This is a genomic window from Actinomyces acetigenes, from assembly GCF_031296635.1.
Lineage (GTDB): Bacteria > Actinomycetota > Actinomycetes > Actinomycetales > Actinomycetaceae > Actinomyces > Actinomyces acetigenes.
This window is the reverse complement of record NZ_JASPFC010000017.1, coordinates 1-20,525: the sequence shown is the minus strand read 5'-3', so window position 1 is coordinate 20,525 and position 20,525 is coordinate 1. Positions and strand designations below refer to the sequence as shown.

At 69.4% G+C, this 20,525-nt stretch carries 16 protein-coding genes; 15 read left to right on the top strand and 1 reads right to left on the bottom strand.

Features of this window, described 5'->3' with window-relative positions; translation table 11 throughout:
• Positions 1-10: 10 nt before the first annotated feature.
• The 15 genes from RIV14_RS08205 (at position 11) to RIV14_RS08135 (ending at position 19,373) form a co-directional block, all read left to right on the top strand.
• Positions 11-625: an NADH-quinone oxidoreductase subunit B gene (locus tag RIV14_RS08205; RefSeq protein WP_178387886.1), complete on the top strand. Its 615-nt coding sequence runs from the start codon at positions 11-13 to the stop codon at positions 623-625.
• Positions 622-1,398 (top strand): NADH-quinone oxidoreductase subunit C, encoded by a 777-nt coding sequence (locus RIV14_RS08200; RefSeq protein WP_075372882.1) that lies wholly within the window; start codon positions 622-624, stop codon positions 1,396-1,398. The genes RIV14_RS08205 and RIV14_RS08200 overlap by 4 nt, the downstream gene beginning before the upstream one ends.
• Positions 1,398-2,786, top strand: coding sequence for an NADH-quinone oxidoreductase subunit D (locus RIV14_RS08195; RefSeq protein ID WP_075372883.1), 1,389 nt, complete (start codon positions 1,398-1,400; stop codon positions 2,784-2,786). Before RIV14_RS08200 ends, RIV14_RS08195 begins: the two co-directional genes overlap by 1 nt.
• Complete coding sequence (nuoE, locus tag RIV14_RS08190) at positions 2,786-3,556, top strand: NADH-quinone oxidoreductase subunit NuoE (protein ID WP_075372884.1); 771 nt, start codon at positions 2,786-2,788, stop codon at positions 3,554-3,556. The genes RIV14_RS08195 and nuoE overlap by 1 nt, the downstream gene beginning before the upstream one ends.
• The gene (gene nuoF / locus RIV14_RS08185; RefSeq protein ID WP_075372885.1) at positions 3,553-4,884 is read left to right on the top strand and encodes an NADH-quinone oxidoreductase subunit NuoF; all 1,332 of its coding nucleotides are present in this window, start codon (positions 3,553-3,555) and stop codon (positions 4,882-4,884) included. The genes nuoE and nuoF overlap by 4 nt, the downstream gene beginning before the upstream one ends.
• Positions 4,885-4,887: 3 nt before the next feature.
• Positions 4,888-7,635 carry an NADH-quinone oxidoreductase subunit G gene (locus tag RIV14_RS08180; RefSeq protein ID WP_075372886.1) on the top strand — a complete coding sequence of 916 codons (2,748 nt, stop codon included), beginning with the start codon at positions 4,888-4,890 and terminating at the stop codon, positions 7,633-7,635.
• Complete coding sequence (gene nuoH / locus RIV14_RS08175) at positions 7,632-9,278, top strand: NADH-quinone oxidoreductase subunit NuoH (protein WP_075372887.1); 1,647 nt, start codon at positions 7,632-7,634, stop codon at positions 9,276-9,278. The genes RIV14_RS08180 and nuoH overlap by 4 nt, the downstream gene beginning before the upstream one ends.
• Positions 9,271-9,981, top strand: coding sequence for an NADH-quinone oxidoreductase subunit NuoI (nuoI, locus tag RIV14_RS08170; protein ID WP_075372888.1), 711 nt, complete (start codon positions 9,271-9,273; stop codon positions 9,979-9,981). Before nuoH ends, nuoI begins: the two co-directional genes overlap by 8 nt.
• Positions 9,978-10,976, top strand: a complete 999-nt coding sequence (locus RIV14_RS08165; protein ID WP_075372889.1) for an NADH-quinone oxidoreductase subunit J — start codon at positions 9,978-9,980, stop codon at positions 10,974-10,976. Before nuoI ends, RIV14_RS08165 begins: the two co-directional genes overlap by 4 nt.
• Complete coding sequence (gene nuoK, locus RIV14_RS08160; protein WP_003787144.1) at positions 10,973-11,278, top strand: NADH-quinone oxidoreductase subunit NuoK; 306 nt, start codon at positions 10,973-10,975, stop codon at positions 11,276-11,278. The genes RIV14_RS08165 and nuoK overlap by 4 nt, the downstream gene beginning before the upstream one ends.
• Positions 11,279-11,295: 17 nt before the next feature.
• Positions 11,296-13,290 carry an NADH-quinone oxidoreductase subunit L gene (gene nuoL / locus RIV14_RS08155; protein ID WP_075372890.1) on the top strand — a complete coding sequence of 665 codons (1,995 nt, stop codon included), beginning with the start codon at positions 11,296-11,298 and terminating at the stop codon, positions 13,288-13,290.
• A 13-nt stretch (positions 13,291-13,303) separates the two neighbouring features.
• The gene (locus RIV14_RS08150) at positions 13,304-14,908 is read left to right on the top strand and encodes an NADH-quinone oxidoreductase subunit M (RefSeq protein ID WP_075372891.1); all 1,605 of its coding nucleotides are present in this window, start codon (positions 13,304-13,306) and stop codon (positions 14,906-14,908) included.
• The gene (gene nuoN / locus RIV14_RS08145; protein ID WP_070663117.1) at positions 14,905-16,518 is read left to right on the top strand and encodes an NADH-quinone oxidoreductase subunit NuoN; all 1,614 of its coding nucleotides are present in this window, start codon (positions 14,905-14,907) and stop codon (positions 16,516-16,518) included. Before RIV14_RS08150 ends, nuoN begins: the two co-directional genes overlap by 4 nt.
• Positions 16,515-17,621: a polyprenyl synthetase family protein gene (locus RIV14_RS08140; RefSeq protein WP_075372892.1), complete on the top strand. Its 1,107-nt coding sequence runs from the start codon at positions 16,515-16,517 to the stop codon at positions 17,619-17,621. The genes nuoN and RIV14_RS08140 overlap by 4 nt, the downstream gene beginning before the upstream one ends.
• A gap of 369 nt (positions 17,622-17,990) precedes the next feature.
• The gene (locus RIV14_RS08135; RefSeq protein WP_256699317.1) at positions 17,991-19,373 is read left to right on the top strand and encodes an OmpA family protein; all 1,383 of its coding nucleotides are present in this window, start codon (positions 17,991-17,993) and stop codon (positions 19,371-19,373) included.
• A gap of 12 nt (positions 19,374-19,385) precedes the next feature.
• Here the strand turns inward: RIV14_RS08135 and RIV14_RS08130 are convergent.
• On the bottom strand, positions 19,386-20,525 hold a 1,140-nt coding region (locus RIV14_RS08130; RefSeq protein ID WP_309325113.1), incomplete at its 5' end, for an HNH endonuclease signature motif containing protein.

Genomic DNA, 20,525 nt, shown 5'->3' with positions numbered 1-20,525 from the left:
AGTGAAGAGCATGAAGAAGCACAACGCCTACATGGCGTCCATCCCCTCCAAGCGCCACGACCCCCACGCCGCCGCTGCCGCCGAGGTGGACAGCCCGGGCTTCCTGCTGACCACCGTCGAGAAGCTCGCGGGCCTGGCCCAGGCCCGCTCCCTGTGGCCCGTCACCATGGGCCTGGCCTGCTGCGCCATCGAGATGATGGCCGCCGGCACCCCCCGCTTCGACATGGCCCGCTTCGGCTGGGAGGTCTTCCGCGCCTCCCCGCGCCACGCCGACGTCATGATCGTCTCGGGCCGCGTCTCCCACAAGATGGCCCCCATCGTGCGCAACGTCTACGACTCCATGCCCGAGCCCAAGTGGGTCATCTCCATGGGGGCCTGCGCCTCCTCGGGAGGCATCTTCAACAACTACGCCGTCGTCCAGGGCTGCGACCACATCGTCCCGGTGGACATCTACCTGCCGGGCTGCCCGCCGCGCCCCGAGATGCTCCTCAACGCCATGCTCGAGCTCACCCGCCAGATCGAGAAGAAGCCGCTGTTCAAGCACCGCGAGGAGATCGCCCGCGCCGTCGAGGCCGCCGCGCTGTCGGCCACCCCCACCCATGAGATGAAGGGCCTGCTGGCATGAGTGAGAAGAACGCCCCGGGACACGACTCGGGCTCCGACGCCCTGTCCGAGACCCCTGAGGTCCCTGCCGTCCCCGAGGTCGCCGGCACCCCCGTGCGCCCCGAGCTGCGCCTGGAGGTCATCGCCGCCCCCACCGGCCAGTTCGGCGCCTCCGACGCCGGCGACACCACCGGCTACGGCGAGCACCGCAGCGTCGTCACCCTCGCCCCCGCCGCCGTGCGCCCCTACGGCGGCTGGTTCGACGACGTCGTCGACGCCCTCATCGAGGACCTCCAGGAGGCCGGCGTCGACCCGGCCGCCGCCATCGAGAAGGTCGTCATCGAGCACGACGAGCTCACCCTGTTCATCGCCCGCGAGCACCTGCTCGACGTCGCCCGCCCCCTGCGCGACGACCAGGACCTGCGCTTCGAGCTGTGCCTGGGCGTCAGCGGCGTCCACTACCCCGAGCTGGCCAGGCGCGAGCTGCACGCCTGCATCCAGCTCATGAGCCTGACCCACGGCGGGCGCCAGCTGCGCCTGCAGGTCGCCTGCCCCGAGAGTGACCCGCACGTGCCCTCCCTCGTCTCGATCTACCCCGGCAACGACTGGCACGAGCGCGAGACCTGGGACCTCATGGGCATCGTCTTCGACGGCCACCCCCACCTGACCCGCACCGCCATGCCCGACGACTGGGCGGGCCACCCCCAGCGCAAGGACTACCCGCTGGGCGGCATCCCCGTCGAGTACAAGGGCGCCCAGACCCCGCCCGCCGACACCCGGAGGTCCTACCGCTGATGAGCACCGCAAGCACCTTCCGCGCCTCCGGCCCCGCCACGGACGAGCTGTCCGCCGGCGCCGAGCAGTTCACCGTCAACGGCGGGGACTGGGACGACGTCGTCGCCCAGATCGCCGAGCGCGACGAGGCCGACCGCCTGCGCAACGACCGGATCGTCCTCAACATGGGCCCGGTCCACCCCTCCACCCACGGCGTGCTGCGCCTGGTCCTGGAGGCCGACGGCGAGGTCGTCACCGAGGTCCGTGTCGGAACCGGCTACCTGCACACCGGTATCGAGAAGAACATGGAGTACCGCACCTGGGTGCAGGGCGAGACCTTTGTGACCCGCATGGACTACGTGGCCCCCTTCTTCCAGGAGGTCGGCTACGCGCTCGCCGTCGAGAAGCTCCTGGGCATCACCGACGACATCCCCGAGAAGGCATCCGTCACCCGGGTGCTGCTCATGGAGCTCAACCGCATCGCCTCCCACGCCGTGGCCGTGGGCAGCGGCGGTAACGAGATGGGCGGCACCACGCTCATGACCATCGCCTTCCGCTGCCGCGAGAACATCCTCAAGGCCTTCGAGATGGTCTCCGGGCTGCGCATGAACCACGCCTACATCCGCCCTGGGGGACTGGCCCAGGACCTCCCCGAGGGCTTCACCGAGTTCGTGCGCTCGGTCATGCCCGACATCAAGCACGACATCCACGAGCTCGAGCTCCTGCTTCTGGAGAACCCGATCCTCAAGTCCCGTTTCATCGGTGTGGGGGAGATCAGCCTGGCCGGCGCTCTCGCCCTGGGCCTGACCGGGCCGTGCCTGCGCGCGGCCGGCTACCCCCTGGACATCCGACGCACCAACCCCTACTGCGGCTACGAGACCTACGACTTCCGGGTCCCCACCTACCGGGTCTCCGACTGCTACAACCGCCTGCGCATCCGCCTGGACGAGTGCTACGAGTCCCTCAAGATCGTCTCCCAGTGCCTGGACCGCCTCGACGAGATCGCCGCCCGCGGCGAGGACCCCTCCAACACCACGATGGTGGCCGATCCGACCATCGCCTGGCCCGCCCGCATGTCCATCGCCACCGACGGCCAGGGCCAGTCCCTGGAGCACGTGCGCGAGATCATGGGCAGCTCCATGGAGTCCCTCATCCACCACTTCAAGCTGGTGACCCAGGGCTTCAGGGTCCCGGCCGGGCAGGTCTACCAGACCGTCGAGCACGCCAAGGGAGTCCTGGGCATCCACGCCGTCTCCGACGGCGGCACCCGCCCCTACCGGGTCCACTTCCGTGACCCCTCCTTCTCCAACCTGCAGTCGCTGGCCATGATGGGGGAGGGCGGCATGATCGCCGACCTCGTGCCCGTCCTGGCCTCCATCGACCCCGTCCTGGGAGGCGTGGACCGCTGATGAGCACCACCGAGAACGCAGTCAACCCGGCCGTCGAGACCATCGCCACCGTCAGCGCGGTCGGCCCGGTGGGCACCGTCGCGCAAGCCGCTGTGGCTGCCGGATACAGCGCCGAGGTCGCCCAGGGCCTCCAGGTCGACATCGAGCGGATCATCGCCCGCTACCCGGCAGACAAGGAGCGCAGCGCCCTCATCCCGATGCTCCACCTCATCCAGTCCGTGGACGGCTACGTCTCCCCGGCCGGCATCGCCCTGTGCGCCGCCCGGCTCGGCCTGGAGCGGGCCGAGGTCAGTGCCGTGGCCACCTTCTACAGCCAGTTCCGCCGCCACCCGGTGGGCACCTACCACGTGGGCGTGTGCACCAACGCCCTGTGCGCCGTCATGGGCGGGGACGAGATCTGGAAGGCCGTCACCGAGCACACCGGCCTGGGCGCCGAGGAAACCAGCGAGGACGGCACCATCAGCCTCGAACGCGTCGAGTGCAACGCCGCCTGCGACTACGCCCCCGTCGTCATGGTCAACTGGGAGTTCTTTGACAACCAGACCCCCGACTCCGCCGTCGCCATGATCAAGGCCCTCGAGCGCGGCGAGGACGTCGCCCCCACCCGCGGCCCCGAGACCGTCCCCACCTTCCGTGAGAACGAGCGCCTGCTGGCCGGCTTCGAGGACGGCCGCACCGACGAGGGGCGCGACCCCGGCGAGCCGACCCTGCGCGGCCTGCGCATCGCCCGCGAGCAGGGCTGGACCGCGCCGAAGGAGGAGACCAAGTGAGTGACACCGCCACCTACACCGCGCCGGGAACCCTCACCCCGGTCCTGAGCGACCTGTGGGACCAAGAACGCTCCTGGACCCTGCAGGCCTACCTCGACAACGGCGGCTACGAGGGCCTCAAGAAGGCCAAGACCCTCAGCTGCGAGGACCTCATCGGCCTCATCAAGGACTCCGGCCTGCGCGGACGCGGCGGCGCCGGCTTCCCCACCGGCCTGAAGTGGTCCTTCCTACCCCCGGTCGACGGCGGCCCGCGCTACCTCGTGGTCAACGCCGACGAGTCCGAGCCGGGCACCTGCAAGGACATCCCCACGCTCATGTCCAACCCGCAGGCACTCATCGAGGGCATCGCCATCACCTCCCGGGCCATCGGCGGAGACCACGCCTTCGTCTACCTGCGCGGCGAGGTTCCCCACGTCTACCGCCGCCTGCTCAGCGCCGTGCGTGAGACCACCGAGTCCGGGCTGCTGGACACCGGCTTCGGCCTCGACGGCCAGCAGCGGCTGCGCATCACCGCCCACGCCGGGGCCGGCGCCTACATCTGCGGTGAGGAGACCGCCCTGCTGGACTCCCTGGAGGGCCGCCGCGGCCACCCCCGCCTCAAGCCGCCCTTCCCCGCCGTCGCCGGCCTCTACGCCCGACCCACGGTGGTCAACAATGTCGAGACCATCGCCTCGGTCCCGGCGATCCTGGCCCGCGGCGCCCAGTGGTACTCCACCATGGGCACCGAGAAGTCCAAGGGCCACGGCATCTTCTCCGTCTCCGGCCACGTGGCCCACCCCGGCCAGTACGAGGCCCCCTTCGGCATCACCATGCGCGAGCTCATCGAGCTCTCCGGCGGCATCCGCCCCGGCCACGAGCTGAAGTTCTGGGTACCGGGAGGCTCCTCGACGCCGATCTTCGGCCCCGACGAGCTCGACGTCCCCCTGGACTACGAGTCCGTGGCCGAAGCCGGTTCCATGCTGGGCACGCGCGCCCTGCAGGTCTTCGACGAGACCGTCTCCGTGGTGCGCGTGGTTACCCGCTGGACCGAGTTCTACCAGCACGAGTCCTGCGGCAAGTGCACTCCCTGCCGCGAGGGCACCTACTGGATGCGTCAGATCATGCTGCGTCTGGAGGCCGGGCGCGGACTGCCCGGCGACGTTGAGAAGCTCGAGTCCATCGCCTCCAACATCGCCGGACGCTCCTTCTGCGCCCTGGGCGACGCCTCCGCCACCCCGGTCCTGACCGGCATCAAGCGGTTCCGCGAGGAGTTCGAGGCCGGCTACACCGCCGCCGCCGACGAGCTCTTCCCCTACGCCGCCTCCTCCGTCTTCGAAAGCGCACGGTGAGCCATGACTGCTGAGACGACCACCAAGAGCTCCGCACCCGCGGCGCCGCCGGCCCCCGAGATGGTCCACATGACCATCGACGGGCTCCCCGTCGAGGTCGAGAAGGGGACCCTCCTCATCCGCGCCGCCGAGCAGGTCGGCGTGCGCATCCCGCGCTTCTGCGACCACCCGCTGCTCGCGCCGTCGGCCAACTGCCGCCAGTGCCTGGTGGAGGTGGCCATGCCGGGGCGCGACGGCGTCGTGCGGCCCATGCCCAAGCCCCAGCCCTCCTGCGCCATGACCGCCATGGAGGGCATGGAGATCTCCACCCAGGCCACCAGCGAGGTCGCCGCCAAGGCCCAGGCCGGCACCATGGAGTTCCTCCTCATCAACCACCCACTGGACTGCCCGGTGTGCGACAAGGGCGGCGAGTGCCCCCTGCAGAACCAGGCCCTGGAGCTCATGGCCTCTGGAGCCCAGTCCGTCACCCGCTTCACCGACGTCAAACGCACCTTCCCCAAGCCGCTGCGCCTGACCAGCAACATCCTGCTGGACCGCGACCGGTGCATCCTGTGCCAGCGCTGCGTGCGCTTCGCCGACCAGATCCCCGGGGACCCCTTCATCGCCCTTCAGGGCCGCGGCGGCGGACACCCCTCCTTCGACATGGACGGCGAGCCCGAGCACACCGGGGGCCTGTACTCCGAGCAGATCGGGCGCTTCGACGCCCGCGTCCTGGACTTCCACACCGAGGCGACCCAGGAGGGGCTCGACGCCGACCTCCAGACGATCCGCGGCGTGCCCTCCCTGAGCGCCCTGGGCGACCTGACCGGCCCCGGCGGCGAGCCCGGCGCCTCCGACGGCACCGACTACGGCCCCGACTTGGGCGCCGGCCGCGAGGACCTGGACGCCTCCGGGCGCCCCTTCGCCTCCTACTTCTCGGGCAACATCATCCAGATCTGCCCCGTGGGCGCCCTGACCTCCGCGAAGTACCGCTTCCGGGCCCGCCCCATGGACCTGGTCTCCACCGACTCGGTCACCGAGCACGACGCCTCCGGCTCCGCCATCCGCGTCGACATGCGTCGCGGCGTCGTCCTGCGCCACCTGGCCGGCAACGACCCCGAGGTCAACGAGGAGTGGATCACCGACAAGGACCGCTTCGCCTTCACCTGGTCCTCCCAGCCCGACCGCCTCACCGTGCCGCTCGTGCGCGACGAGGAGACCGGCGAGCTCGTCACCACCTCCTGGTCCGACGCCCTGGACGTGGCCGCCCGGGGACTGGCCCGCGCCGCCTCAGAAGGGGGAGTGGGGCTCCTGCCCGGCGGCCGCCTCACCCTGGAGGACGCCTGGGCCTGGTCCCGCTTCGCCCGCACCGTCCTGGGCACCAACGACATCGACCAGCGCGTGCGCGCCCACAGCCAGGAGGAGGACTCCTTCCTGGCCGCCCGCGTGGCCGGCACCGGACTGGGCGCCGTCACCTACCGCCACCTGGAGCGGGCCGGGCAGGTCCTGCTCCTGGGCCTGGAGCCCGAGGACGAGTGCGGCTCCCTGTTCCTGCGCCTGCGCAAGGGCGTGCGCGCCGGCGGCGTCAAGGTGGCCACCGTGACCACCTGCCTGAGCGCCGGCAGCCGCAAGCTCTCCGCCCAGGCCATCCTCACCCCGCCCGGTGAGGAGGCCCGCGTCGTCGCCCACCTCAGCCAGACCCACCCCGAGCTCGTCGAGGCCCTGCGGGCCGATGGCGCCACCATCCTCATCGGTGAGCGCGCCACCCGCGTCCCCGGCCTGCTGAGCGTCGCCGACGCCCTGGCCACCGCCACCGGCGCCCACCTGGCCTGGGTGCCGCGCCGCAGCGGCGAGCGCGGAGGCATCGAGGCGGGTCTACTGCCCGGTCTCCTGCCCGGCGGGCGCCCCGTGGCCGACCCCGAGGCCCGCGCCCAGGTCGAACGGGCCTGGAACCTGGGACCCGAGCACCTCCTGCCCACGACGCCGGGCCGCGACGCCACCGCCATCCTCTCGGCCCTCCTGGAAGGGAGCCTGGGCGGCGCCGTCGTCGGCGGCATCGACCTGCGCGACTTCCCCGACCCGGGCCTGGCCCGCGCGGCCCTGGCCGCCAGCGGCTTCACCGTCCAGCTCGAGGTGCGCCGCAGCGAGGTCAGCGAGCACGCCGACGTCGTCCTGCCGGTGGCCCCGGCCGTGGAGAAGAACGGCACCTTCGTCAACTGGGAGGGGCGCGTGCGCCCCTTCGGCCAGGCCCACGTCTCGCGCGCCCGCACCGACCGCCAGGTCCTGGGTATGCTCGCCGACGAGATGGGAGTCGACCTCCAGGTCGACGACCTGGTCGTCCTGCACGAGCAGCTCGCCGACCTGGGACTATGGCGCGGGAAGCGCCCGACGGTCGCCTTCGGGCCCGCCCCGGCGGTCCGCACCGGCGCCCCCACCCCCGCCGACGGGGTGGAGGCACGGCTGACCACTCACAAGCCCATGCTCGACGCCGGGCGCCTCCAGGACGGTGAGCCCTTCCTGGCCGCCACCGCCCTGCGCCCCGTCGCCAAGGTGGGCGCCGACCTCGCCCAGCGCCTGTCGCTGACAGCCGGCCAGGAGGTGACCGTGGCGACCGCCACCGGGTCGATCACCCTGCCGGCCGTCGTCGGCGGCGTCAGCGACGGCACCGTGTGGCTGCCCGAGTGCTCGGCCGGATCCACCGTCCACCAGACCCTGGGCGCCGGGCACGGCTCCCAGGTCACCGTGACCCATGCAGCGGAGGTACTGAGGTGAACCCGATCTACGCGGCTCAGGCCGCTGCCGACGACGCCCTGTCCAACGGGGGCGTGACCGCCGACTTCTCCGCCGAGACCTGGTGGCTGACCCTCATCAAGGCCGTCTTCATCGTCGCCTTCCTCATCGTCAGCGTCATCATGGCGCTGTGGGTGGAGCGGCGCGGCCTGGCCCGCATGCAGACCCGCCTGGGCCCCAACGTCAACGGCCCGCTCGGCCTGCTCCAGGCGGTCGCCGACGCCGGCAAGCTCATCATGAAGGAGGACTTCTGGCTCAAGGGGGCCGAGAAGGTCATCTACCTCCTGGCACCGCTCATCGCCGCCTTCAGCGCCTTCATGGTCTACGCGGTCATCCCCTTCGGGCCTCAGGTGAGCATCTTCGGCCACTCCACACCCCTGCAGCTGACCGACTTCCCGGTGGCGGTCCTCTACATCCTGGCCATCACCGCCTTCGGCGTCTACGGGATCATCCTGGGCGGCTGGTCCACGCACTCCACCTACCCGCTCTTCGGCGCCGTGCGCAGCGCCGCTCAGGTCATCTCCTACGAGCTGAGCATGAGCCTGTCCATCCTCACGGTGTTCCTGGCCTCGGGGACCATGTCCACCTCCGGGATCGTGACCGCCCAGGAACGCATCTGGTGGGCCGTGGCGATGGTGCCCAGCTTCATCATCTACGTCATCTCCATGGTCGGTGAGGTCAACCGCCTCCCCTTCGACCTGCCCGAGGCCGAGGGCGAGCTCGTCGCCGGCCACATGGTCGAGTACTCCTCGATGAAGTTCGCCTGGTACTTCCTGGCCGAGTACATCAACATGTTCAACGTCTCGGCCGTGTGCGTCACCCTGTTCCTGGGCGGCTGGCGCTCGGCGATCCTCAGCCTGTTCTGGGAGGGCGCCAACTCCGGCTGGTGGCCGATGCTGTGGTTCATCGCCAAGGTCTGGGCCGTCATGTTCTTCATGATCTGGACCCGCGGAACCCTCGTGCGCATCCGCTACGACCACTTCATGAAGCTGGGCTGGAAGGTCCTCATCCCGATCTCCCTGGTCTGGTTCGTGCTGGTGGCAGTGGTGCGCGCCTTCCGCACCTTCTCGGGCGCCTCCGTGCAGGCACTGCTGCTGCCGATGGCCGTCGTCTTCTGCCTCATCATGTTCATCCTCTTCCTCATCCCCGACAAGGAGGAAGAGGAGGAGCTCTACGAGGACTACGACGACGAGGACGCTGACGACGACGTCGAGATCCTGGATGCCGAGGACGACCACGTGGCCTTCCTCGAGGGCTTCCCCGTCCCACCGTCTCCGGGCACGTCCCTGCCACCCTCACCGCGGGCCCGCCGCGCCGCCCTGGCAGCGGAGGAGACTACTGCGGCCGATGACTCCCAGCCCGGGGCGGCCACCGCCGTCGGCCTCCTGGAGGACACCGACGTCGAGGACGACGACTTCGAGGACGACGCCGCCGGTTCCGCAGCCTCCGCCGAGTCGCCCGACTCGGCTGACACAGCCGGCACGGCAGTCCCGACCGGTAAGGACGCAGCCACCGCCCTGCCCACCTTCACCCTTGACCTCAAGGCCGACCCGGCCAGTGACACAGCCACAGACAAGGCCACCGACGAGGCCGCTGAGGCACCCCAGGAGGGAAAAGATGACTGATCGCCCCCACCGTTCCCGGGGCTCGCAGCACGATAAGTGGCTGCGCGACGCTCCCTCCGCCCTGGCCCGGGCCTTCGCGCCCGTGGCCGGCTACGGGGTCACCATCTCCTCGATGTTCCGCCCCGTGGTCACCGAGCAGTACCCCTTCGAGCCGCCGCAGGTGATGCCCCGCTACCACGGGCGCCACCGGCTCAACCGCTACGACGACGGCCTGGAGAAGTGCGTCGGCTGCGAGCTGTGCGCCTGGGCCTGCCCCGCCGACGCGATCTACGTCGAGGCCGCCTCCAACGAGCCCGGCGCCCAGTACTCGCCCGGCGAGCGCTACGGGCGCGTCTACCAGATCAACTACCTGCGCTGCATCTTCTGCGGCATGTGCATCGAGGCCTGCCCCACCCGGGCCCTGACCATGTCCACCGACTTCGATGAGCTCGTCGGCCCCGGCCGCGAGGGCCTCATCTACGAGAAGGAGGACCTGCTGGCCCCCGTGCCCGAGGGCGCCGTGTCCGCACCCCATCCCATGGTCGAGGGCACCGAGGACAGCGACTACTACCGCGGGAAGGTCGTCGGCTCCACCCAGGCCCAGATCGACTGGGTGCGGACCCACCGACCCGAGGACCCCAGCCTGGGCGCCGCCCGCGCCAAGGCCGCCCCCACCGCCTCCGGCCGGGGCAGCCGTCACACCGTGAAGGGAGCCCTGCGATGAGCACCCTGCTGATGACCGGAGCCTCCGCCCTCGCCCCGGCCGCCCTGACTCAGGACGGTCACCTGGGGCTGGGCGAGGCGATCATCTTCGGCGTCGTCGCCCTGGTCACCGTGGCCTGCGGCATTTGCGTCCTGACCGCCAAGCGCGCCGTGAACGCCGCCATCAACATGATCGGCATCATGGTCTCGCTGGCCGTCCTTTATATCGTCAACGAGTCGCCCTTCATGGGGATCACCCAGGTCGTGGTCTACACCGGCGCCGTCATGACCCTCGTCCTGTTCGTCATCATGCTCGTGGGCGTCGGCGGCGACGAGCCGGTGGGAGCCGTCGGCACCGTTATGAGGCGCCCGGTCCTCATCCTCCTGGGTCTGGGGCTGGCCGGTGCCCTGACCGCCGTCGTGTGGCGCTCCACCCTGCCCACGCCGGTCGGCCTCAAGGACGGCGCCAAGGCCGCCCCCGACCTGCTGGCCGTCACGCTCTACCACGACCACGTCGTCGCCATGGAGCTGACCGCCATCCTGCTCATCGTGGCCGCCGTCGGCGCCCTGACCCTCACCCACCGTCAGCGCATCCGGGCCCGGCTCAGCCAGCGCGCGATGGCCGCCAGCAAGATGCAGGACTACGCCACCAAGGGCACCCACCCGGGCCAAAAGCCCATGCCCGGCGTCTACGCCTCCACCAACTCCGCCGCCGCCCCGTCCCTGGACGCCCAGGGCGAGGCCGTCGAGGAGTCCGTGCCCCGGGTCCTGCGGGCCCGCGGCCAGGACCTGGAGCTGTCCGACGTCTCCCCGGAGATGGGCCGGGCCCAGCGCTCGGGCACGATCGTCTCGCGCCTGGCCGGTGCCGACCAGGACGGCGCAGCCGACGGCCCCCGGGCCCGCCGCTCCGGGATGCCCTCCATGCCCGGTGCCGCCGCACCCGCCGTCAAGCAGCCCGTCCTCAGCGATGACGGGGCAGCCGAGCCGGCCGCCCCGAAGCAGAAGGAGGAGAAGTGAGTCTCCCCATCACCGTCTACCTCATCCTGGCCGGGGTGCTGTTCACCCTGGGGGCGCTCACGGTGCTGCTGCGCCGCAACGCCATCATCGAGCTCATGGGCGTTGAGCTCATGCTCAACTCCGTCAACCTCGTCCTGGTGACCTTCTCCCGGATCCACGGCAACCTCACCGGTCAGGTCTTCGCCTTCTTCGTCATGGTGGTGGCCGCCGCCGAGGTCGTGGTGGGTCTGAGCATCGTCGTATCCATCTTCCGCACCCGCAGGTCCACGTCGGTCGACGACGAGAACCTGCTCAAGAACTGAGGGGAGAGACCACCGACATGCTTCCCGCTCCTGTCACCGCCGTTGTGACGCCCCTGACCGAGGCCACCGGCCTGGCCTCCTGGGCCTGGCTGCTCATCGCCGTCCCCGCGGTCTCCGCCGCCTTCCTGCTGCTGGCCGGCCGCCGCTCCAACGCCTGGGGCCACTGGCTGGGCCTGGCCGCCTCCTTCGCCGTCGCCTGTCTCGGCGTGGGCATCCTCGTGCAGGTCCGGGGCCTGCCCGCCGAGGAACGCGTCATCGGCCTGCCCCTCTACCACTGGTTCTCCGCCGGGAACCTGAGTATCGACGTCGGCCTGCGCCTGGACCCGCTGTCGCTGACCTTCGTCACCCTGGTCACCTGCGTCGGCTTCCTCATCCACCTGTACTCGGTGGCCTACATGGCCCACGACCGCGACCGGCGGCGCTTCTTCGCCTACCTCAACCTCTTCATCGCCGCGATGCTCACCCTGGTCCTGGGAGACTCCTACATCGTGCTCTTCGTCGGCTGGGAGGGCGTGGGCCTGGCCTCCTACCTGCTCATCGGCTTCTGGAACACCGCCGACGCCGACGCCCCCCAGGGCGAGCAGGCCACCAGCCGCGAGAACGCCGCCGCCGCCAAGAAGGCCTTCGTCATGAACCGCGTGGGCGATGTCGGCCTGCTGCTGGCCATGATGACGATGGTCGGCCAGGTCGGCTCGGTCTCCTTCGACGCCGTCTCCGCCGCCGCCCTCGACGGCTCGGTGAGCACCGGCTGGCTCACCGCCATCGGCTTCTTCCTGCTCCTGGCGGCCTGCGGTAAGTCCGCCCAGTTCCCCCTCCAGGCCTGGCTGGGTGACGCCATGGCCGGCCCCACGCCGGTCTCGGCCCTCATCCACGCCGCCACCATGGTCACCGCGGGCGTCTACCTCATGGTCCGCTCCTCCGCCGTCTTCGAGGGCGCCCCCAGCGCCCAGACGGCCGTGGCCGTCGTCGGCGCCATCACCCTGCTGCTGGGGGCCGTCATCGGAAGCGCCAAGGACGACATGAAGAAGGTCCTGGCCGCCTCCACCATGAGCCAGATCGGCTACATGATGCTGGGCGCTGGTCTGGGCCCGATCGGCTACGCCTTCGCCATCTTCCACCTGCTCACCCACGGCTTCTTCAAGGCCCAGCTCTTCCTGGGGGCCGGCTCGGTCATGCACGCCATGGGCGACCAGGTCAACATGCGCCGTTTCGGCGGCCTGCGCGGTGCCATGACGATCACTTGGGTCACCATGGGTATCGGCTGGCTCGCCATCCTGGGGGTGCCGCCCTTCTCCGGCTTCTGGTCCAAGGACCGCCTCATTGAGGCCGCCTTCGTCGGCGAGGGCACCAAGCCCTGGATCCTGGGGACCATCGCCCTGCTGGGCGCGGGCCTGACCGCCTTCTACATGTCCCGCCTGTTCTTCATGATCTTCCACGGAAAGCAGCGCTGGACCACCAAGGAGGACCTGGAGGGCGAGGTCCACCCCCACGAGTCCGGCTGGCTCATGACGCTGCCGCTGATCGTCCTGTCCGTGTTCTCCGTGGGCCTGGGCGGGCTGCTGACCTACAACAACATGTTCGTCACCTGGCTGGAGCCGGTCACCGGTCACGCCGAGCACGGCGAGCCGGTCCTGCCGGCCGCCGTCATCATGGGCGCCACCCTCGCCCTGGTCGTCGTCGGGGTCGTCGTGGCCTGGTGGATGTACGTGCGCCGCCCGGTGCCCGTCGTCCTGCAGCCCGCCAACCCCCTGGTGGAGGCCGCCCGCAAGGACATGTACCAGGACGCCGTCAACGAGGCCCTGGCCATGCGCACCGGCCAGGGGCTGGTCCTGGCCACCGACGCCGTCGAGCGCTACGTCGTCGACGGCGCCATCGAGGGTGCCGCCGCCGGCACCGGCGCCCTGGGGCGCCTGACCCGCCGCACCGAGTCCGGGTACGTGCGCTCCTACGCCGGCTACATGCTGGCCGGAACGGTCCTCGTACTCATCGCCGTCCTGGCCGCCAGGTTCTGAGAGGACACGACACATGCCGACTCTTCCCGCATCGCTGCCCGTCCTGACCGTCATGGCGGTCACGCCGCTGGCCGGGGCGCTCCTGCTGTGGCTGGTCCCGCCGCTGCGCCGGCTCCACGCCCGCGCCGTGGGCCTCGTGTTCTCCCTGGCGGTCCTCGCCCTGGGCCTGTGGGCGCTGAGCGCCTTCGAGCTGGCTCAAGCCAGCACCGTCCAGCTGACCGACACCCACTCCTGGATCCCCGCCATCGGCGCCTCCTGGGCCCTGGGCGTCAACGGCCTGGGCCTGTCCATGGTGCTGCTGGGCGCCTTCGTCACGCCCCTGGTGCTGCTCGCCTCCTGGGGTGAGGTCCCCGCCGACCGGCAGGGCCTGTTCACCGGGCTCGTCCTGACGCTGGAGTTCTTCGTCGTCGTCATCTTCTCGGCCCGGGACCTGCTCCTGTTCTACCTGTGCTTCGAGGCGATGCTCATCCCGGTGTACTTCCTCATCGGCTGCTTCGGCGGGCAGAATCGTCAGCGAGCCGCCCTGAAGTTCCTCCTGTACTCCCTGGCCGGCGGGCTCATCATGCTCATCGGCGTCATCGCCGTCTACCTGCACTCCGCCAAGAACGGCACCCCCAGCTTCCTCATCGACTCGGTGGCCGCCAACCTGCACGTGTCCACCTCCGCCGGTCACTGGATCTTCCTGACCTTTTTCATCGCCTTCGCCATCAAGGCGCCGCTGGTCCCAGTCCACACCTGGCTGCCCGACACCGCCGAGCAGGCCACCCCGGGCACCTCGGTGCTGCTCATCGGCATCCTGGACAAGATCGGCACCTTCGGGATGATCACCCTGGTCCTGCCGATCTTCCCCGAGGCCTCCCGCTGGGCCGCCCCGGTGATCCTGGTCCTGGCGGTCGTCTCCATCATCTACGGGGGCCTGGCCGCCATCGCCCAGGACAACCTCTACCGCCTCATCTCCTACACCTCCGTGAGCCACTTCGGCTTCATGGTCCTGGGGATCTTTATCGGCAACCAGGTGGCCGCCAACGGCGCCATGGTCTACATGGTGGCCCACGGGCTGTCCATCGCCGGCCTTTACCTGGTCACCGGCTTCATGGCCCGGCGCACTGGGACGGTCGCCATCAGCGAGCTCGGCGGCATCGCCCGGGTCATGCCGCTGGTGGCAGGCACCTTCCTGGTCAGCGGGCTGGCCTCCATCGCCCTGCCGGGCCTGAGCGGGTTCGTGCCCGAGTGGATGGTGCTCTCCGGCACCTTCTCGGTCTCGCTGGCCCTGGGTGGTGCGGCCGTCGTCGGCGTCGTCATCGCCGCCGTCTACATGCTGCTGCCCTACCAGCGGGTCTTCACCGGGGCGCCCGCCCCCGAGCGCGTGGGCAGCCCCGACCTCGACGGGCGCGAGCGCCTCGTCGTCGTCCCCATCATCGCCGCGATGCTCGCGCTCGGACTGGCCCCGGGCGTCTTCACGTACGCGTTCGACGACGTCGCCCGGCAGGTCGCGCTCACGGTGACCCGCTTCTCGCAGGCTGACGCCTCAGCCCGCGGCGCCGGTGACAGCCTCGATGTCGGCGGTGCGACTGAAGTGCCCGCCGCCTCCACCGCTACGGAAGGGAACACCAAGTGAGCCCCTCAGCCACTGCCCCGATCGTCAACTGGGACGCCCTGACACCGGTCCTCATCATCCTGGGCGCCGGTGTCCTGGGTGTCCTCGTGGAGGCCTTCATCGCCCGGCCCGCCCGTCTGGCCATCCAGTCCACGCTGAGCTTCCTGGCCATCCTGGCCTCCGGGGTCTCCCTGTTCCTGCGCTGGGGCGAGGTCAAGGCCGCCGGGGCCGCCGCCGCTGCCGTACCCCAGTTCCAGCTCCCCAAGGGCTTCCTGCCGGGCGCCCGCATGTCCGCGGGCCTGACCGAGGACCCCTTCTCCATCGCTGCCCAGGGCATCCTCCTGGTCATCGGGCTGCTGGCCGTCCTGGTGATGGCCGACCGCACCTCCGTCGGCGACGGGGCCTTCGCAGCCCAGGCCGCAGACCGGCCCGGCAGCGCGGAGGAGAGCGAGTCCATCCTGGCCGGGTGGACCACGACCGAGGTCTTCCCCCTGACCCTGTTCTCACTGGGCGGCATGATGCTCTTCGGGGCCAGCAGCGACCTCATCACGCTGTTCGTCATCCTGGAGATGATCTCTCTGCCGCTGTACATCCTGGCTGCCACCGCCCGCCACCGCCGGCTGCTCAGCCAGGAGGCGGCGCTGAAGTACTTCGTGCTGGGTGCCTTCGCATCCGCCTTCCTCCTCATGGGCTCGGCCCTGCTCTACGGGGTGGCCGGCGCCGTTGACTACAAGACCCTGGGCGAGGCCGTGAGCAGCGCGGCGGGGCAGGACTGGCTCATCCTGGCCGGTCTCATGCTGGTGATCGTCGGCCTGCTGTTCAAGGTGGCGGCCGTGCCCTTCCACGCCTGGAGCCCGGACGTCTACCAGGGCGCCCCCACCCCGGTCACCGGGTTCATGGCCGCCGGGGTCAAGGCCGCCGCCTTCCTGGCCCTGGTGCGCTTCTACTACATGATCGCCGGCGCCATGGGCTGGGACCTGGCCCCCGCCCTGTGGGCCGTGGCGGCCCTGACCATGCTCCTGGGCACCGTCGTCGGTGTGGTTCAGCGCGACGTCAAGCGCATGCTCGCCTACTCGGCCATCGCCCACGCCGGCTTCATGCTCATCGGGATCCTGGCCTACTCCAAGGCGGCGATCTCCGCGCTCAGCTTCTACGCCCTGACTTACGGGATCGCCACCGTGGGGGCCTTCGGCATCATCACCCTGGTGCGCTCCAACCGTGACGGCTCTGTGGGCGGTGAGGACGGTGACCTGGAGGCCTTCAAGGGCTTGGGACGCCGCAGCCCCTGGGCGGCCGGAGCCATGACCGTCTTCCTGCTGTCCTTCGCCGGAGTGCCCCTCACGGCCGGCTTCATGGCCAAGTTCCGGCTCTTCGCCGCCGGCCTGAGCGGCAACGGGACGCCTGTCGTCATCCTCGCCATCGTCTGCTCGGCCGTGACCGCCTTCTTCTACATGAGGCTCATTGTGCTCATGTTCTTCCATGAGCCGGCCGGCGAGCGCTCCGTGGTCGTGGCCAGCCGCGGCCCGATCATCCTGGCGGTCAGCGTTGCGGTGATGGCCACAATCGGGCTGGGCGTTTTGCCGCAGGCCGCCTTCGACCTGTTCGACCAGACGGCTATGCTCCTTCCGTGATCGGATCACTGCCGCTGAGCGCCCCCGAGCTGGAGTCGCGCATCACCCCCGCTCTCCAGGCCATTGAGGATCGCCTCATGGAGGTGGTCACCAGCGCTGACGAGACCATCAACCCGCCAACCTCGCACCTGGCTGAGGCCGGGGGCAAGCGCCTGCGCCCGGTCCTGGCCCTGCTGACCGCCCAGCTCGGCGACCCGGCCCTGGCCACCGGTGAACAGATCCGCGACGCCGGCGTGGCCGTGGAGCTGACCCACATCGCCACCCTCTACCACGACGACGTCATGGACGAGGCCCCGCTGCGCCGAGGCGCCCCGAGCGCCCAGACCGTGTGGGGCAACTCCGCCGCCATCCTCACCGGCGACGTCCTCGTGGCCCGCGCCTCCCAGCTGGTGGCGGCGCTCGGCCCGCAGGCCGTCATGGCCCACGCCAAGACCTTTGAGCGCCTGTGCATGGGCCAGCTCCATGAGACCCTGCCGCGCCCGGCGGGTACCGATCCGGTGGACCACTACATCCAGGTCCTGGCGGACAAGACCGGCTCCCTTATCGCGGTGTCGGCCCGCTACGGGGCGATGCTCACCAACGCCGGAGCGCGCACCGAGCAGATCGTGGAGGAGTTCGGCGAGAGGATCGGTGTGGCCTTCCAGCTGGCCGACGACGTCATCGACCTCATGAGCGACTCGGCCACCACCGGCAAGACCCCCGGCACCGACCTGCGCGAGGGCGTGGACACCATGCCGGTCCTCCTCCTGCGCAAGGCCCTGGCGGCCGGTGAGCTCGACGCCGCCGGCCAGGCCATCCTTTCGCGCCTGTCCACCGGTGACCTGTCCGATGACGCCTTCCTGGCCGACGTCGTCGCTCGCCTGCGCGAGCACCCCGTCCTGGCCCGTACCCGTGAGATGTCCATGGCCTGGGCGGCTCAGGCGGTTGAGGGCCTGGAGGGCCTGGAGGAGGCTGCCCTTGACGGGACCCGGCAGCGCCTGGCCCGGGCCGGCGTCGAGGGCGAGACTGCCGTGGCGGCTATGGCTGACGCCGGTGAGCGGGTGAGGCAGGTGCGTGTGGCTATGGAGGACTTCGCCCGTATCCTCGTGGACCGGGCTGCCTGACCAGTCGGCCTGGGGGCTGATGAGGCTTCGCAGCTACCCATGACTCCCCATGGGTTAATGGGGAGCCGATGGGGAGTGATGGGTAGTTCCCCATCGTGGGTACTGGATTGCGGTGCATAGGGTGCCAAGTACGTGTTCCCAATGCGTTGAAAGGTCCCCGACATGCCGTCCTCCACGCCGATGTCTCCTGAAACCTGTGCCCGACTGACCCGACGTGGTGTCCTGACCCTGCCCGCCCTCGCTGGTACAGCGGCTGTCCTGTCGGGGTGCGGGGTGCTGAAGAAAGGTGGTTCTGCCTCGTCGGGGAAGAGTTCGGGGGCTGCGTCGCCACGTGCGGTCGCGACCGCGACTGGTCCTCATGGTGGGGTGATGATAGAGGCGGAGTGGAAAGGGGCTCCGCTCTCGGTTGAGGTGGGGCCCGCCGCAGTCAACGGCAAGTACGCTGTCGTGCGCTTGGAGTTCACAACGACCTCTGATGACAAAGTAAGCCTGTTTCAGGCATTCGGCTCCACGTATCGCCCGGGGACGATGGTCGCGATCAGGATGCTCTCTCTGGATAAGGGGCTGGTCTATCGTGAGCTGGATGAGGAAGCGCGTCATTTATATGATGACGTCGAAAATGATAAGCCTCTGGAAGTATTTCCAGTGTTTCATGCGCCGCCCGAGAATGTTAGCGCCGTGGACCTGTTCCTTCCTTATGTGGGTGTCGCTACAGGCGTTCCGGTTTTGAAGGATACCGAGGCCGATTTCTCGGTGAATGATGTGGTGTCGAAGGCAAAACTCGATGAGTTGGAGGCAGGGCCGTTCAAGATTGAGACCATGTCGCTGGCTGCTGATGATTCGTCGGATACGAAGCAGGATGAGAAGTCGACGACGGTGACGGTGGCTGGGGATGTCACGTTTGCGACTGACTCCGATCAGCTCTCGGCTCAGGCTGACAGTGTGTTGGCGAATGTGGTGGAGCAGATCAAGAAGTTTCCCTCTGGTGGAGATCTGACGATCACGGGCCATACCGATGACGTGGCTGATGACGCACACAACCAGGATCTGTCGGAGCGGCGGGCCAAGGCGGTGTCGGAACGGCTCAAGAAGCTGACGGACTTGTCCAAGTGGAAGGAGTCGGTCTCAGGTAAGGGTGAGTCCTCGCCGCGGGTTGCGAATGACACTGATGAGCACAGGCAGATCAACCGTCGTGTTGAGATTGCGCTAACGCCCTCGAAACCCGCCGAGGCCAGCATGGCGCCGAGCGCGAGTGCGGCACCGTCGTCGGCGACCGTGCCTGACCCGGCAGGCCCTGTAGGTAAGGGTCCCGAGGGCGTCGACGTGAAGGTCGACGGTAAAACCGTGCGCATGGTGATCGACCATGTGGTTCGAGCCGGTAGCTACTTGGCGGGAACGGTGGTGCTTACGTCGAGTGAGACGGTCAGTATGCCGGTTGCTCCCTTCGCATTGCCGGGCAAAATGATGGATATGCGTGGCTTGTCTGGAGTATTTTATGTAAGTAGCTTGACCATCCTGAGCGGAGGGTTGAGGTATCTGGAGGCCGACTATACTTATTCCGATGGAAGTAGATATCCTTTAGCGAATAGCTTTGTGTACAATCTTGAGCCTGGGGCTTCCCAGTCCCTCCCGGTTGTGTGGCCAGACGTCGGCGAGGATAGCATCACGATTGATATGCCGGCAGGTGAATATCTTTATACGAAAGAGCGAGTCGTCGCTCGCCTCACGGACATCCCGGTCGTCAACGCGTAGCGGCCCGGTCACTTAGAAGGGTGGGGCTTGGTCGATGAGGGGTGCGAGTTGGAGGGTGTGGGCGGCCTGGGGGTAGGGGGTGGTCTCGTAGGCTCCGGGTTTCTGGCTGGGTTGGGGGCCGCGGGTCACGAGGCGGGTCTTGCCGCTGGTGTTGGTGTTGAGACTGGTGTGGTTGTGGGCCTGGTTGTCGAGTGTTCTGTCTAGGGCTCGGTTGAGGCGGTTGATGATGTCGGGGCTGATCTGCTGGCTCAGGTCCTTGGGTATGACGGTGCCGGGAACAAGGTACTGGTGGGGGCCGACCCTCTTGGGGTGGCGGGTGATGGTGCCGTCTGGGTGGCGCTGGTAGACGGTCTTGTCGGGGGTGTGCCAGGACAGGGTCCCGCTGGCCTGGTCTCTGGTGAGGGCCCATCCGGGGGTGTGCTTGAGGCGGTGGTGGGCCTCGCACAGGACCACGAGGTTGTCCAGGCTGGTGGTCCCGCCCTGGCTCCAGGCGGTGAGGTGGTCGATGTCGCACCGTTCGGCTGGGGTCTGGCAGGTGGGGAAGACGCAGACCCGGTCGCGGGCGCGTACCAGGTCGGCCAGGCCGGCCGGGGGACGGTAGCGGGTGCGGCCCACGTCGATCACGACTCCGCTTGCCGGGTCGGTGACCAGACGCTTCCAGGTCCCGCCGGCGGCCAGGGCCCAGGCAGTCAGGGCCGGCACCGCCGCGCTGCGCGCCCCGATGCGCACCTGAGCGACCCCGCCCGCAGCGGCGGAGCTTGAGGCGGTGGACTGAGAGGCGGGATCAGCGGAGAACGAGGCGGCCGGCTGGGAGACGGGAGCGGCCGGGGCGGGTTCGGGCAGAGTCATCCCGCCGGCAGTGGGCAGACTCCTCCCGCTGGAACCGGGCAGACTCCGCCCGTTGCCCCGGGATGCTGGGCTGTTGAGAGGATCGGGCGTTACGGTGGGGTTCTGGCCTGGAGAGGCTCCGCTGGGCTTCAGGTGACGGGGTCCCTCGAAGCACTCACCGCCTCCGGGGTCACCGCTTCCGGTGGGGTCTCCCGGTGGTGCCAGGCTGTTGAGGGGGACGGTGACCTGGACGTCGATGTGGATGCCTGCTGGGAGGGGGAGGTGGTGTCCGGTGCCTGAGGGGGTCCACCACGGGCTGGTGGA

Coding starts and splice junctions, on each gene's coding strand:
- RIV14_RS08205 (WP_178387886.1), top strand. CDS start 11: ATGAAGAAGCACAACGCCTACATGGCGTCCATCCCCTCCAAGCGCCAC.
- RIV14_RS08200 (WP_075372882.1), top strand. CDS start 622: ATGAGTGAGAAGAACGCCCCGGGACACGACTCGGGCTCCGACGCCCTG.
- RIV14_RS08195 (WP_075372883.1), top strand. CDS start 1,398: ATGAGCACCGCAAGCACCTTCCGCGCCTCCGGCCCCGCCACGGACGAG.
- nuoE (WP_075372884.1), top strand. CDS start 2,786: ATGAGCACCACCGAGAACGCAGTCAACCCGGCCGTCGAGACCATCGCC.
- RIV14_RS08180 (WP_075372886.1), top strand. CDS start 4,888: ATGACTGCTGAGACGACCACCAAGAGCTCCGCACCCGCGGCGCCGCCG.
- nuoI (WP_075372888.1), top strand. CDS start 9,271: ATGACTGATCGCCCCCACCGTTCCCGGGGCTCGCAGCACGATAAGTGG.
- RIV14_RS08165 (WP_075372889.1), top strand. CDS start 9,978: ATGAGCACCCTGCTGATGACCGGAGCCTCCGCCCTCGCCCCGGCCGCC.
- nuoL (WP_075372890.1), top strand. CDS start 11,296: ATGCTTCCCGCTCCTGTCACCGCCGTTGTGACGCCCCTGACCGAGGCC.
- RIV14_RS08150 (WP_075372891.1), top strand. CDS start 13,304: ATGCCGACTCTTCCCGCATCGCTGCCCGTCCTGACCGTCATGGCGGTC.
- RIV14_RS08135 (WP_256699317.1), top strand. CDS start 17,991: ATGATAGAGGCGGAGTGGAAAGGGGCTCCGCTCTCGGTTGAGGTGGGG.